The organism is Microbispora sp. CL1-1, from assembly GCF_012034195.1.
Taxonomy (GTDB): domain Bacteria; phylum Actinomycetota; class Actinomycetes; order Streptosporangiales; family Streptosporangiaceae; genus Microbispora.
In genome coordinates, this window is sequence record NZ_JAATEK010000047.1 from 23,268 (window position 1) to 36,751 (window position 13,484).

Genomic DNA, 13,484 nt, shown 5'->3' on the forward strand with positions numbered 1-13,484 from the left:
CGCATTACCGTCACAAAGGAGAACCCGTGAAGGTCACCGGCTATCGCAGCCTGACCACTGCGCACGACTGGGGCCGGCTGATCGGCGACGCCAACGGCGTCATGCCCGAGCCGCGCACCGACGTGCATGTGCTGATCCTCGAGACCGACAGCGGGCTCGAGGGTGTCGGGCTCGGAGCACACGGCGATATCGACCGCGTCTTCGGCGCCGTCGAGGGCGAGGACCCGCGGGCCGTCTCCTCGCTCTACGACCGGATGGTCGACCGGGTCTTCAAGACCGGCCACTCCGGCGCCACCTTCGGCGCGATCGGCGCGATCGACATGGCGCTGTGGGACCTCAAGGCGAAGGCCGCCGGCGAGCCGCTGTGGCGCACTCTCGGCGGACGTGACCGGTTCGTCCCGGGCTACGCGTCCGGGCTGGACATCGCACTGGACGACGACGCCCTCGTGCGCCTCTACGAGCGCTTCGCGGAGCGGGGCTTCAGCGCCGCCAAGCTCAAGGGCGGCCGGAATCTCGAACACGACCGGCGCCGGCTGCTGGCGCTGCGGGACGTCCTCTCGCGCAACTCGGCCGACCCCGCGCTCATGCTCGACGCCAACGAGTCGTGGAACCGCTCGCAGGCCGTGCGCTACATCGCCTCGCTGGAGCGGTCCGTGGACCTCGCCTGGGTGGAGGAGCCGGTGCGGCGATGGGACGCGGCCGGGCTCGCCTCGGTCCGGCGTGGCATCCGCGCCGGCGTGGCGACCGGCGAGAACCTCACCGGTCTCGAGCAGTATCGGCCGCTCCTGGACGCCGACGCCGTCGACATCGTCCAGGTGGGCAACGTGTGGGGCATCACGCACTTCCTGCGGGTGGCCGCGGTCGCGCACAGCCGTGACCTGCCGGTGAGCCCGGTGGCCTACCACGCCAACCCGGTCGCGCACGCCGCCGTGGCCGTGCCGAACCACCTGGCCTTCGAGGTCCAGGATCTGTCGGCCCCCATCGGACTCCACGTCGACCAGGAGTACGAGGACGGCGGGATCGTCCTCGGCGACGAGCCGGGCATCGGCATCCGGGTGGACGAGGAGCACATCATCGCCGTGCGGGCCGCCGATCCGCCGGCCGCGATCGACGGGCCCCACGTGCGCCCCAGGCGGGCCGGCCTGCGCCTCGTCCCGGACTCCCATCAGGACGACCACGGCGTGCGTGCCGGAGAGCGGGTGGGATCGTGAGCGAGCGGACCGGCGAGCACGGCGCACAGCCCCGCGTCGAGCGTCACGCCTTCGTCGTCGGCGTCCGGCCGGAGCGCCGTGAGGAGTACCTCGAGCTGCACCGCAACGTCTGGCCGCAGGTCGAGCAGACCCTGCGCGACGCGAACGTCACGAACTACTCGATCTTCATTTTCGGCGACACGCTGTTCGCCTACTACGAGTACGTCGGCGACGACCACGCCGCCGACATGGCCCGCATCGCCGAGGACCCGGTGTCGCGCGAGTGGTGGACGCACACCGACCCCTGCCAGGTGCGCATCGCCGAGGAACGAGATCCCGGCGCCCTGTGGCAGCCCATCGACGAAGTATGGCACCTGTCGTGATCCGTTCCGTCGACGCGCACGTGCACCTCTGGAACCGGGCCACCGATCCACAGCCGTGGATCGACCCGGTGACGATGGCGGCGATCGACAGAGACTTCGCGCACGGCGACCTCGAGCGGATGCTCGACTCGACCGGCGTGGACGTCGCCGTCGTCGTACAGTCGATCAACAGCGCCGCCGAGACGAGGCGGCTGCTCACGCAGCCGGGCCCGCGCGTCGCGGGCGTGGTCGGCTGGGCCGACCTCACAGGCGACGTCGCGGCCCAGCTCGACGAGCTGGGCGCGCTCGACGCCGCGGCGCGCCGGAGGCTGGTCGGCATCCGTCACCTGGTCCACGTCGACCCCGATCCCGGCTGGCTCGGGCGGCCCGACGTGGGAGCGGCGCTCGACCGGCTGGCCGCCGCCGGCCTCGGCTTCGACCTGGTGGTGCGGTCGTGGCAGCTGCCGCTGGCCGCGACCGTCGCGGCCGCGCATCCCGGCGTGCGCTTCGTCGTCGACCACCTCGGCGGGCTCGCCGAAGCGGACGACGACGACGGCTGGGAGGCGGGCCTGCGTGAGCTCGCCGCCCGGCCGAACACCTGGGCGAAGATCTCCGGGCTGGCCGGGCTGGTGAGCCACGGCGACGGAGCCCGCCTGCGGCGGGCGGTCGGCGTGGCGCTGGAGGCGTTCGGCCCGGAGCGGCTCATGTACGGCTCCGACTGGCCGCTCGCCGAGCTGGGGTGCGGCCCGGTCGCGTGGCGGGAAGCGGTGGACGAGCTGATCGGCGAGCTCAGCCCCGAGGAGCGCCAGGCCGTGACGTCCGGCACCGCGTCGGCCTTCTATCGGCTCGGCACATGACGGCGCAGGTCGTGGAGCTGCTGAAGCGGGCGGGGTCGAGGAACGGCGTCCTCGGCCTCGGCGGATCGCCTCTCGGCAACCTGGCCCGTCCCGTGACCGACGACGAGGCCGCCGAGACGATGCGCCGGGCGTGGGATCGCGGCATCCGCTATTTCGACACCGCGCCGCACTACGGCCTCGGGCTCTCCGAGCGCCGCATGGGCGCCGAGCTGCGCCGCCGTCCTCGCGACGAGTTCGTCCTGTCCACCAAGGTCGGCCGCCTGATCGTGCCCAACCCGCGGCCCCGCGAGTGGGACGACGACGGGTTCGCCGTCCCCGGTGACCTCACCCGGCAGTGGGACTTCTCGGCGGCGGGCGTCGAACGCTCGCTCCGGGAAAGCCTGGAGCGCCTCGGGCTCGAGTCGGTGGACATCCTCTACCTGCACGATCCCGACCAGGCGTGGGAAGGCGCGGCCGAGGAGGGACTCGCGGCGCTGGCGCGGCTGAAGGCCGACGGCGTCGTGAAGGCCATCGGCATCGGGACGAACTCCACCGCTGGGCTCGCCAGGGTCATCGAGGACGGGCTCGTCGATGTGATCATGCTGGCGAACCGCTACTCGCTGCTCGACCACACCGCGCTCGACTCGGTGCTCGCACCGGCCCATCGCTTCGGTGTCGCCGTGGTGGCCGTCGGCGTCTTCGCCACCGGCCTGCTGTCCACCGCCCGCCCCGCGCCCGGCTCGACGTACGAGTACCGTGCCCCCGGCGCGGACGTGATCGGGCGCGCCGAGCGCATCGCGACGGTCTGCGAGGGTCACGGCGTCGAACTTCCCGCCGCCGCGCTGGCCTTCCCCCTGCTGCACCCCGCGGTCTCCGCGATCGCCGTCGGCATGCGCTCACCGCACGAGGTGGACGAGAACCTCCGGCGGTTCGAGACCGACATCCCCGCCGGGCTCTGGGACGACCTGATCGCCGAAGGCCTGATCCCGGCCGGGGCCGTGCGGGCACACGAACGGTGATGCCCACGCCCTGAAACCCGTGCCCCTTCTGTCCGGTCATGTCCGGGCGTGGACGGGGTGTGAGCCGCCCCCGCGACGCCGGCTGCGCAGGCGTCGCGGGGGCGGCCCTGTCAGGAGCCGGCTTCCTGGCCCATCGCTCCGCGTACGCCGGGCCGGCGCCTGGCCCACGACCCCACTATGTGTACGCGCATCGCGGCCGCGGCCCCCTGCGCGTCACCCTGGAGGATCATGGCCTCGATCTGCCGGTGCTCGGCGAGCGACTGGAGGTGCTCCGCCCTGCTGGGCTCGCCGTTGTACCGGCTCGACAGCCGCGCCTTCGCGTGGATGCCGTGGATGATCGCGTGACCGAGACGGTTGCCGGAGAAGACCATGATCAGCTCATGGAAGGCGACGTCCTCCCTGCCGTAGCGGTCCGGGTCGTGCACGCTCTCCGCGAGGACGTTCGCCTGCTTCTTCAGCTCCTCGGCCTGGGCCGGTGTGATCACGCGGGCGCACTGCGCCGCCATGTCGCACTCGAGCGCCGCCCGGACGTTGATGAGGTCGTCGAGGATGGACAGGGTGCTGTCGTGCCGGATCTGCGCCTCCAGGACGAGGGGGTCCAGCAGGTTCCAGCCGATGGGTTCGAGGACCCGTGTCCCCCGGCCCGGTGTGGCCTTGACCAGGCCCTTCGCCTCCAGAAGCTTGATCGACTCGCGCACCACGGTGCGGGAGACGCCGAACTCCTGGCACAGCTCGGGCTCGGTCGGAAGTACGGTGTCGACGGGATAGGCCCCCGACACGATGCGGTCGATCAGGTAGGTGACAACGGTGTCACCAAGGCGCCGGGGTCGCTTGTAGCTGGGCGGCTCCAAGGCACGGGAGGCGCTCCCGGTCAGACCGGATTGAGGGGACGTGGCAGTCACAGGGCCTCCAGGAGGATCATCACCAGCCCAGTATACGTCCCTGCGCATATGTAATTCATATGATGTAAGCGGTATCACTCTTCGCCACCTGGGCGAAGGCCGCCACGAAGCTGCTCGGGAGGCGCACGGCGCAGTTCCCAGAGCAACGATCGTCCGGAGGTCAGATCCGAGGCGGTGACCACCAGCCGGTCATCGATGAGGTCGTACCGTCCGGACAGCAGCTCTTCGTCCTTGCTGAGCCACGTTCGCCAGATCCTGATCGTGGCGGTGGCCGGATCGACCTCGAAGTGGTGGGTCTGCCACGTCTGTCCGCTCCGCAGGACGACCTGGTAGGCGCGGTTGTGCTCGAAGTAGACGCGCTCGGCCGGACCGGGAAGGCCAGGGGGCCGGAAGGTGCCCGCCGTCACGTTCCATGTGCCGTCGAGCGGCGTGGGCGCCCGGTTGTTGTAGTTGGCGACGTAGTACGAGCACGAAGCCGGCACCGCGAGCAGGAGCGTCACGAGCACAGTGTGCGCCCACCGAGGGCGTACGCGTCGTGAACGGGGCGCGATCCGGTTCTGGTCGTTCCAGAACACCGCAACCAGTTCACGACGGTGCTTCCACAACAGACAGCTCGCGCAGCCGGCCCCGATCAGGGCGACGAGCAGGGCGTCGAAGGCGATCCCGTAGGCGATGTCGAGCACGGTGATCCCGGCGAGCAGCGGCGCGGCGCCCGCGGCACCGAGCAGCGTGGTGCGACGGAACGCCAGCGCCATGCCCAAGCCGATCTGCAAGAGTGCGATCAGATTGCCGAAGATCGGCGAGTAACCGAAGTAGTACCAGGTCAGCCAGAATCCGCTCACCGCGCCCATGGGCTTGTCGAGCTCGGAGTCGAGCACGGTGAACTGGGCGCCGAAGAGCTTGGCGAAGCCGTACTGCAGCAGGATCACCGCGGTGGTCCACCGGCATATCGAGTAGAGGAAACGCCCGCCCTCGGGCGCCGTGACCTCGTCGCCGTGCTCAGCCGCTGTCCGCCTCGTCACAAGCCGCCTCCCACCCCAAGCTCACGTGGGCGCGCCGAGACTGTCAAGCCCGGGCGAAGGCCCTCGTGCGGGTCCTCGTGCGGGTCCTCGTGCGGGTCCTCGTGCGGGTCCTCGTGCGGTCATGCCGACTGCCGCAGTGACATCACCGCCCACGGCGCGAGCTCGACGTCGAGGTCGAGCACACCGGTTTCCGGCACGGTCAGCGTGAACCTGCGGAGCGCGTCGGCGACCCGGCTCAGGTGCTCGCTCTCGGCCCGGGACGGGTTGAGGGGAGACCCGAGCCGATACCAGGCCTCGGCGACGTTCCCGTGCTCCCAGTCCAGGATCTCAACGAGGAACGTGGCGCCCGGCTCCAGCCCTTCGATGGAGTGCCGGATCCTGCGGCTCGGCCCGATCTCGGCCAGCGCGCGCGTCGCGGCGTACGTGTTCTGCGCCCGCAGGCCGCTCATGGCCATGTCCTCCGGGTAGTTGAAGAACACCGCCGACACCGCCGACGTCCGGCTGTCCCGCGTCACGACCCCCTCGGACGTCGCGCGCAGCAGCCGGTCGCCGAGCCGTCCCAGCATCACGAACGCGTGGAACGTGGGCTTGTGGATGCCGGCCTCGTTCACCAGGCCGAATCCGCCGTGGAACGGCCCGATCCCGGCGCCGCCCTCCTCGAACACGTCGGTGAAGGTCCAGTAGGAGATCGAGTCGGCGAGGGTGGCGCACCGCAGGTAGGCCCGCGTGATGTACGTCGCCGCGAACAGCGTGTCGTGGATGAAGTCCCGCGACGACGGCGACGTCGACCACTCCGTGACGTGGATCTCCGCGTCGGGGTAGGCGCTCTCGCTCACGAGCGTGCGCAGCAGGGTCAGGTCGTCGAACGTCGCGTCGGCATACCGGGTGATGTGCACGGCCTCGCCGTCGGAGGCGAAGGCGAAGTCGGTGGGATAGGTGTGCGTCGAGATGAAGTCGATCGGCAGTCCGCGCTCCGCGCACCAGGCGATGAAGTCCTCGATCCACACCGGGCGCCAGTCGAGCGCGTCCACGTCGGCCGCCGCGGCCGTCTCGTGCGTCGCGGCGCGGTTCTCGACCTCGCCCCTGTAGCGGTCGTCGGGCACGAAGACGCTCGTGGCGGGCCCACCCACCTTCAGCAACGGGTCGATTCTCTTGATGGCCGTCGCGGTCTGCTCGTACAGCTCGAAATACTCGGTCTTCGTCCCGGTCCAGAAGTGCGGCACCAGGTTCGGCTCGTTCCATACCTCGAACCGCCACTCCCGCACCTCGTCGAGGCCGTAGCGGTCGATCCAGTGCTCGACCGTCCGCGTCACCAGCTCGACCCAGCGCGTCATGTCCTTGGGCGGGCTGCAGTGGGCGCCCCACCAGAACACCGTCTCCGTCTCCGTCGCCAGCTCGCGCGGCATGAAGCCCAGCTCGACGAACGGACGGGCGCCGCACTCCAGGATGAAGTCGAACACCTTGTCCACGTAGCCGAACGTGTACACGGGCGAATCAAGGGGCGAGTCCGGGCCGAAACCACCGCCGTAGCTCTCCCGGTAGACGAACATGTCGTCGTGGAAGACGCCGTGGAAACGGACGTACCGCACTCCGCAGGCGTCAACGACCTCGGCGAACTGCCGCTGCCAGTCCGCGCGCAGCGCCTCGTTCGCCCGCCCGGCGCCGATGCACCGGCTCCACACGTGCGGGAACGCACCGTCGTCGCACGGCGTGCCGTCGATCACCAACCGGGACTCGCTTGTCATGGCTCACTTCTCTTCCGAAAATATTTCGCAACGTGTTCGTTGCTGCCCGGACAGTAGGTGGCGTGTCCGGCCGGTGTCAACGGTCATATAAGGGAAATGACCGCAGCATCGGACGAACGAAGGACGTGATAGTTTTCGAAAAAGTTTCGCAGCCCGAAGGGAGCCCCCGATGGCACGGCGAGGCCGTTCCGAGCGAGCCACTCTGGCGGACGTCGCCCGTCTGGCCGGTGTCTCACCGACGACCGCGTCGAAGGTGCTCAACGGGCGCAGCGACGTGGGGGCGAAAACGCGCGAGCTCGTCCTCGGGGTCATGGCCGACATCGGCTACAAGCCGACGACGGCGCGGCACGAGCAGCCGCGCGGCCGGACCCTCATCACCATGCTCGACTTCGTGGAGTCCCGTTATGCCGGGACGGTGCTCCAGGGGATACTCGTGGCCGCGACCTCGGCGCGGGCCGAGCTCCTGCTGCGCCTGCCGCCCGAGGCGCCGGTCAGCACGAACCGCGCGGCGGCCCGCGCCTGGATGGAGGAGCAGAAGGCGTCCGGCGTCGCCGGCATCGTCGCGCTCGCCGTCGCGGTGCCCGACGCGGTGCTCGTAGCCGCGGAGGACCTCGACGTGCCCGTCGTCACCATCGACCCGATCGACACGACCGAATCACGGGTCGTCAGCATCGGCTCCACCAACTGGGCGGGCGGCCGCTCGGCGACCGAGCACGTCATCAGGCTCGGCCATCGCAGGATCGCCTGGATCGGCGGCCCGGCGGGCTCCGCGCCCTCGGCGGAGCGCTTCCACGGATATCAGGCGGCGCTCGACTCGGCCGGGATCACGCCGGACCGCGCGCTGATCCGCCACGAGGCGTTCTCGGTCGAGGCGGGGCTCCGGCACGGCCGCGAGGTCCTCTCGCACGGCGACCGGCCGACCGCCCTCGTCGCGGGCAACGACGAGATCGCCGTCGGCGTCCTCGCCGCGGCCAAGGAGCTGGACATCGCCGTCCCCGGCGAGCTGTCGGTCACCGGGTTCGACGACACGCCGCAGACCGAGTGGACCACGCCCCGGCTGACGTCCGTACGGCAGCCTCTCGTCGGCATGGGCCGGATGGCCGTCGAGACCGTCCTCGGCATGGCGGACGGCGTCCAGCCCGCCTCCCGGCACCTCCAGCTCGCGACGACCCTCAACGTCCGCGACTCGACGGGCCCCGTCCCGTCGTCCTGATCCGCGCGGGTGCGGGCGGCGCGGGCGCCCGCACCCGCGCGAGCTCGGATTCCGGACGGCCTACGCGAACCCGCCCGCGTCCACGGTGCCGGCCGTCTCGAAGACGTCGACCGAGTCCAGGGGGATCGGGGTGAACATCGTCGGGCGTGCCCCACTCCTCCACGCCCGCGCGGGCCTTCGGGGATTCGAAGACCGCGACCTGGTTGAGCATCTCGCCGCCGCGCAGGCCGTACTGGACGAAGTGGCAGCGCGGGCCGACGTGGACCGAGACCTCGCGAAGGTCCACATCGCGGCCGGCCTCCTCGATGGGCACCGCGGCGCGGTAGGCGACATAGGAAGAGCTGACCGGCTCGTCCTCGACCAGAAGGCGGCGCGCCACCGAGTGCAGGCCGTCGGCGGCGATGACGATCCGCGCCTCGTCGGTCCGGCCGTCCGCCAGCCGCACCCGGGCGCCCGATGCGGTGTTCTCGTAGCCGGTGACGCGGGCGTCGGTCACCAGGCCGACTCCCGCGCGCCGGCAGGCACGCAGGAAGATGCCGTGCAGGTCGCTGCGGTGGATGACCATGTACGGGTAACTGTACGTGCGCTCCAGGTCGGCCAGGTCGAGGCGGGTCAGCTCGCCACCGTCGAGGGCGTCGCGCATCACCATGCTCGCCGGCAGCACGCCGAGGCTCCTGGCCTCCTCAAGCAGGCGCTCGGCGACGGCGATTACCTTCGGCCGTCGAGTCTCCCTCGATCGCCCGGTTTTCCCGATCGCCGGGCACTTGACGTTCCAGATGTTATCGGTAACTCTTCTCTGCATCACCGGAAGCCTCCGGTTCCCTGGTGGCATATGGAGAAAGAATGTGATCGATAACATACCTTACGACCGGCCCGTGCCGGGCCACCGCAGGGCGGAGCGCCGGCTCGCGATGCGGGTCCGCACCGTCGCCGAGGCGTACGCCCTGCTCGCACCGAGCCTCGCCGGTTTCCTGCTCTTCCTGGTGGCGCCCATCTTCGGCGTGGCGGCGCTGAGCCTGTTCGACTGGAACCTGATGGGCGCGCCGTCGTTCGTCGGGCTGGACAACTATCGCGAGCTCGCCGCCGATTCCGAGGTGTGGCGGGCCGTGCTCAACACGATCTACTACGTGGTGCTCAACATCCCGGCGCAGACCGTGCTGGCGCTGCTGCTGGCACTCGCGCTGAACCGGCGGATGCGCGGCGGCAAGGTGCTCCGGGTGGTCTTCGTGCTGCCCTGGATGGCCATGCCGGTGGCGCTCGGCATCATCTGGTCCTGGGTGTTCGACCCCAGATACGGCGTGGTCAACCAGGTGCTCGGCATGGTGGGGATCGACGGCCCCAACTGGCTCACCGATCCCGCGTGGGCCATGCCGGTGATCGCCTCGGTGAACGTCTGGCAGTACACGGGCTACACGATGCTCATCCTGCTGGCCGGGCTGCAGGCGATTCCGCACACGCTGTACGAGGCCGCGGCGATCGACGGCACCACGCCGGTGCAGCGGTTCTTCACGATCACCCTGCCGCTGCTGCGGCCGTCGATGTTCTTCGTGCTGGTGACGAACACGATCGGGTCGTTCCAGATCTTCGACACGGTCTTCGTGATGACCCAGGGCGGCCCCGGCGGCGCCACCGACGTGCTGAACTTCCACATCTACCAGCAGGGGTTCCAGCTCTTCCGGTCCGGCTACGCCTCGGCGCTGGCGATGGTGCTGTTCGCGCTGATCCTGCTGGTCACCGCGGCGCAGTTCCTCTACTTCCGCAAGCGCACCGTCTACGACTTCTCCTGACGATCCCCGATGAAGCCGACCTCCATGAAGAGGACCCCCCATGAAGAGGACCGGATGAAGAGATGAAGAGGGTCGCTCTGTATTCGGCGCTCCTCGCGGGCGCCGTGATCTCGGTCGCGCCCTACCTGATGACGCTGAACTCGGCGTTCAAGGAACCCGCGCAGGTGCTCACCACCCCCGCCTGGGAGCCCGCCTTCCCCCTCACGTTCGACAACTTCGCGCAGGTCTGGTCGGAGTACGACATGGCCGGGTTCCTGCTGCACTCGCTGGTCTACGCCGGGGCCGTGACAGTCGGCCAGGTCGTCTTCAGCACGATGGCCGCCTACGCCTTCGGCCGGATGTCGTTCCCCGGGCGCGACGCGCTGTTCTGGGGCTACCTCGCGACGATGATGGTGCCGCAGATCGTCACCCTGGTCCCGCTCTTCCTGATCATGCGGGAGTTCGGGCTGATCGACACCTATCTCGGGCTGATCCTGCCCACCGCCTTCGGCACGCCGTACGGGATCTTCCTGGTGCGGCAGTACTTCCGCACGATTCCGAGGGACCTGGAGTCGGCCGCGCGCATCGACGGCGCGGGCACGCTGACCGTGCTCGTCCGGGTGCTGCTTCCGCTGAGCCGGCCGATCCTGGCCACCCTCGCGACCATCACGTTCATCACGACCTGGAACACGCTGCTGTGGCCGCTGATCGTCACGAACGGCGACGCCACCCGGGTGGTCACGCTCGGCATCTCGGCCCTGAAGGGTCAGTATTCCTCCCAATATCACCTGATCCTGGCGGCCGCCGCCCTCGCACTGCTGCCGCTCGTCGTGATCTTCCTGCTGTTCCAGCGGCACATCGTCCGTTCGATCGCCCTGACCGGGCTGAAGTAACCACCCCCCAAGAGAGAAGGGCATATCCATATGTCCAGAAAAATCGCCTTATCTGCTGTCGTGACGGCGGCCCTGCTGTCCCTCGCCGCGTGCGGCGGCGCGGACGACTCCGGTTCCACCGGCGGCGCCGTCACCCTCAGGTACGCCATGTGGGACGAGGTGCAGAAGCCGCCGATCGAGCAGTCGATCCGCGAGTTCGAGAAGGCCCACCCGTCCATCAAGGTGCAGATCGAGCTGAACAACTGGAACGACTACTGGAGCAAGCTGCAGACCCAGCTCGCCGGGCGCTCGGCCCCCGACGTGTTCTGGGACCACGTCTCCTACTTCCCCAAGTTCAGCAAGGAGGGCGTGCTCACCGACCTGGCGCCGCTCATCGCTCAGGACAAGGTGGACACCTCGATCTATGATCCCAAGCTCGCCGAGGGCTGGAAGGTCGACGGCAAGGTCTACGGCCTGCCCAAGGACTGGGACACCATCGGCCTCTTCTACAGCACCAAGGCGCTCAAGGACGCCGGGCTCACCCCCGCCGACCTCGACGGCCTCACCTGGAACCCCGACGACGGCGGCACCTTCGTCAAGACGCTGCAGAAGCTCACGGTCGACGAGAACGGCAAGCACCCTGACGAGGCCGGCTTCGACCCCAAGAAGGTCAAGCAGCACGGCCTCGCCATGCAGGCCCCGACCGGTCAGCAGGACTGGTGGAACTTCGCGCTGCAGAACGGCTGCACGCTCCAGGACAAGCCGTGGGGCCGGTGGACCATCGACCAGCCGGCCTGCGTGCAGGCCATCCAGTTCGTCCAGGATCTGCGGCTGAAGTATCACGTCGCGGTGCCCGCCACGGTCACCAACCCGCCCAACGGGCCGTCCCTCGACCAGGTGGTCGGGCGCGGCGAGGCGGCCACCGCGATGGACGGAAGCTGGATGCTGCGCGCGTTCGACACCGCACTGCCCAACGGCGGCTTCGGCGTCGCCGACCTCCCCGCGGGCCCGGCAGGCAAGGGCAGCGTCTACAACGGCCTGACCGAGGCCGTCTACGCCGGCACCAAGCACCCGAAGGAAGCCTGGGAGCTGCTCAAGTGGCTGACGTCCGAACGCCATCAGAAGGCCGTCGCCGAGGCGGGCGCCGTCTGGCCGGGCATCACCTCGCTCAACGACGTCTTCGCCGACGCCTGGAAGGCCAAGGGCGTCGACGTCACCGGCTTCAAGAAGGCCGCCGAGGGCACCACGATGGGCTACCCGCTGACCGAGGCGGCCGACGTCTACAACGTCAAGGCGCTCGACATCTTCAACCAGGTCTGGCTGGGCCAGCTGTCGCCGCAGGACGCCGCCCAGAAGATCACCACCGAGGCCAACGCCGCCATCAAGTAAGGTCTGACTCATGGAAGTTACCGGTCACATGCCTCCCCAGGACGCTCCCCGGACGCGCTCGGCGAGCATCTGGGACGTCGCCCGGGTGGCCGGTGTCTCCCAGCAGACCGTGAGCCGCGTCATCAACGGCAAGGCCCGGGTCAGCGAGGCGACCCGGGCCAGGGTCCTCCAGGTCATCGCCGAGCTCGGCTACCGGCCCAACCGGCTGGCCCAGGCGCTGGCCGGAGGGCCGGTCCGCTCGGTCACCGTCCTCACCTCCGACACCGCCCTGTACGGCGCCGCCGCCACCCTGCGCGGCATGGAGGAGGCGGCGAGGACCGCCGGGTTCTCCGTGGGCATCAGTGTGCTGGAGCGCGACTCCGGCCCGGCGGACATCGCCCTGCGGCTGAACCGGCCCGGGGAGGCGGTCATGGTGATCGCCTTCGACGACGCGGGCGTGCGCGCGCTGCGGGCGCTGCCCGCGGACGTCCCGGTCACTGCGGCCGTCGAGCGGCGGCCCGACGACGGTCCCGACGACCCCTGGCAGATCTGGCTGGACGACCGGGCGGCGGCCGCGCACGCGACCCGTTACCTGCTGGGCCTGGGGCACCAGACCGTCCACTACGTGGCCATCCCCTCCTCCACAAGCACACTGCCGCAGCGCACCCAGGGCTGGCAGGACGCGCTGCGCGCCGCCGGCCGTCCGCTGCCCGAGCCGCTGCCCGGCGGCTGGAGCCCCCGATCCGGCTACCTCGCCGTACGCTCCCTGCTCGCGGACCGTTCGGTCACCGCGATTCTGTGCGGCAACGACGACCTGGCCCTGGGTGTCATGCGGGCCGCCCGCGAGGCCGGGCGGGACATCCCCGGCGACCTCAGCGTGGTCGGTTTCGACGACTCCCCGCCGTCGGCCTACCTCAACCCCTCGCTCACCACGGTGCGGCTCGACTTCGAAGGGCTCGGCCGGGCCTGCTTCGGCCTGCTGCACCGCAGGCTGGACCCGCAGAACGCCGCGGCCGTACCGGCCTGGAGCGAGCCCGAGCTCATCGTGCGGGAGAGCAGCGGCCCCGCGCCCACCTGACCTCCCGCGCCTCCCCAGCCCCTCCGCCGCACCCCAGCCCCTTCGCCGCATCCCAGCCCCTCCGCCGCATCCCAGAGCCCTTCGCCCACCACGGTCCCCTGCCAACGCCAC

At 70.1% G+C, this 13,484-nt stretch carries 13 protein-coding genes; 9 read left to right on the plus strand and 4 right to left on the minus strand.

All coding sequences use genetic code 11. The annotated features are described in order from the left end of the window. Nucleotides 1–26: 26 nt before the first annotated feature. From HCK04_RS34690 to HCK04_RS34705, 4 genes are read left to right on the plus strand one after another with little or no spacing between them, the layout of a single operon-like run. Nucleotides 27–1,211 (plus strand): mandelate racemase/muconate lactonizing enzyme family protein, encoded by a 1,185-nt coding sequence (locus tag HCK04_RS34690; protein WP_142651587.1) that lies wholly within the window; start codon nt 27–29, stop codon nt 1,209–1,211. Further along, a complete protein-coding gene (locus tag HCK04_RS34695; protein ID WP_142651588.1) occupies nt 1,208–1,573 on the plus strand; it encodes an L-rhamnose mutarotase in 366 nt (121 codons plus the stop codon). Before HCK04_RS34690 ends, HCK04_RS34695 begins: the two co-directional genes overlap by 4 nt. Continuing rightward, complete coding sequence (locus HCK04_RS34700) at nt 1,570–2,409, plus strand: amidohydrolase family protein (RefSeq protein ID WP_205831092.1); 840 nt, start codon at nt 1,570–1,572, stop codon at nt 2,407–2,409. Before HCK04_RS34695 ends, HCK04_RS34700 begins: the two co-directional genes overlap by 4 nt. Beyond that, nucleotides 2,406–3,407, plus strand: a complete 1,002-nt coding sequence (locus tag HCK04_RS34705) for an aldo/keto reductase (protein WP_142651590.1) — start codon at nt 2,406–2,408, stop codon at nt 3,405–3,407. Before HCK04_RS34700 ends, HCK04_RS34705 begins: the two co-directional genes overlap by 4 nt. 110 nt (nt 3,408–3,517) lie before the next feature. Here the strand turns inward: HCK04_RS34705 and HCK04_RS34710 are convergent, their stop codons facing one another. The 3 genes from HCK04_RS34710 to HCK04_RS34720 all read right to left on the minus strand — a co-directional run bounded on the left by HCK04_RS34710 (nt 3,518) and on the right by HCK04_RS34720 (nt 7,076). Further along, nucleotides 3,518–4,309, minus strand: coding sequence for a FadR/GntR family transcriptional regulator (locus HCK04_RS34710; protein ID WP_205831093.1), 792 nt, complete (start codon nt 4,307–4,309; stop codon nt 3,518–3,520). A gap of 74 nt (nt 4,310–4,383) precedes the next feature. After that, nucleotides 4,384–5,331, minus strand: coding sequence for a hypothetical protein (locus tag HCK04_RS34715; RefSeq protein ID WP_142651592.1), 948 nt, complete (start codon nt 5,329–5,331; stop codon nt 4,384–4,386). A 119-nt stretch (nt 5,332–5,450) separates the two neighbouring features. Then, on the minus strand, nt 5,451–7,076 hold the full coding sequence (locus HCK04_RS34720) for a beta-xylosidase (protein ID WP_142651593.1): 1,626 nt from the start codon (nt 7,074–7,076) through the stop codon (nt 5,451–5,453). Between the two features lie 169 nt (nt 7,077–7,245). Between HCK04_RS34720 and HCK04_RS34725 the strand changes: the two genes are divergently transcribed. Beyond that, complete coding sequence (locus HCK04_RS34725; RefSeq protein ID WP_142651594.1) at nt 7,246–8,289, plus strand: substrate-binding domain-containing protein; 1,044 nt, start codon at nt 7,246–7,248, stop codon at nt 8,287–8,289. On the opposite strand, the gene HCK04_RS34730 is transcribed toward HCK04_RS34725, so the two are convergent. After that, nucleotides 8,249–9,091, minus strand: a complete 843-nt coding sequence (locus tag HCK04_RS34730) for a hypothetical protein (RefSeq protein WP_205831094.1) — start codon at nt 9,089–9,091, stop codon at nt 8,249–8,251. The two genes, HCK04_RS34725 and HCK04_RS34730, sit on opposite strands and share 41 nt — an antisense overlap. Before the next feature lie 43 nt (nt 9,092–9,134). On the opposite strand from HCK04_RS34730, the gene HCK04_RS43090 reads away from it, so the two are divergent. From HCK04_RS43090 to HCK04_RS34750, 4 genes are all read left to right on the plus strand, one after another. After that, complete coding sequence (locus HCK04_RS43090) at nt 9,135–10,076, plus strand: sugar ABC transporter permease (protein WP_205831095.1); 942 nt, start codon at nt 9,135–9,137, stop codon at nt 10,074–10,076. A 62-nt stretch (nt 10,077–10,138) separates the two neighbouring features. Continuing rightward, complete coding sequence (locus HCK04_RS34740) at nt 10,139–10,948, plus strand: carbohydrate ABC transporter permease (RefSeq protein ID WP_142651595.1); 810 nt, start codon at nt 10,139–10,141, stop codon at nt 10,946–10,948. A 30-nt stretch (nt 10,949–10,978) separates the two neighbouring features. Then, nucleotides 10,979–12,316, plus strand: coding sequence for a sugar ABC transporter substrate-binding protein (locus tag HCK04_RS34745; protein ID WP_142651596.1), 1,338 nt, complete (start codon nt 10,979–10,981; stop codon nt 12,314–12,316). A gap of 10 nt (nt 12,317–12,326) precedes the next feature. Further along, nucleotides 12,327–13,373: a LacI family DNA-binding transcriptional regulator gene (locus tag HCK04_RS34750; RefSeq protein WP_205831096.1), complete on the plus strand. Its 1,047-nt coding sequence runs from the start codon at nt 12,327–12,329 to the stop codon at nt 13,371–13,373. Nucleotides 13,374–13,484: the final 111 nt, after the last annotated feature.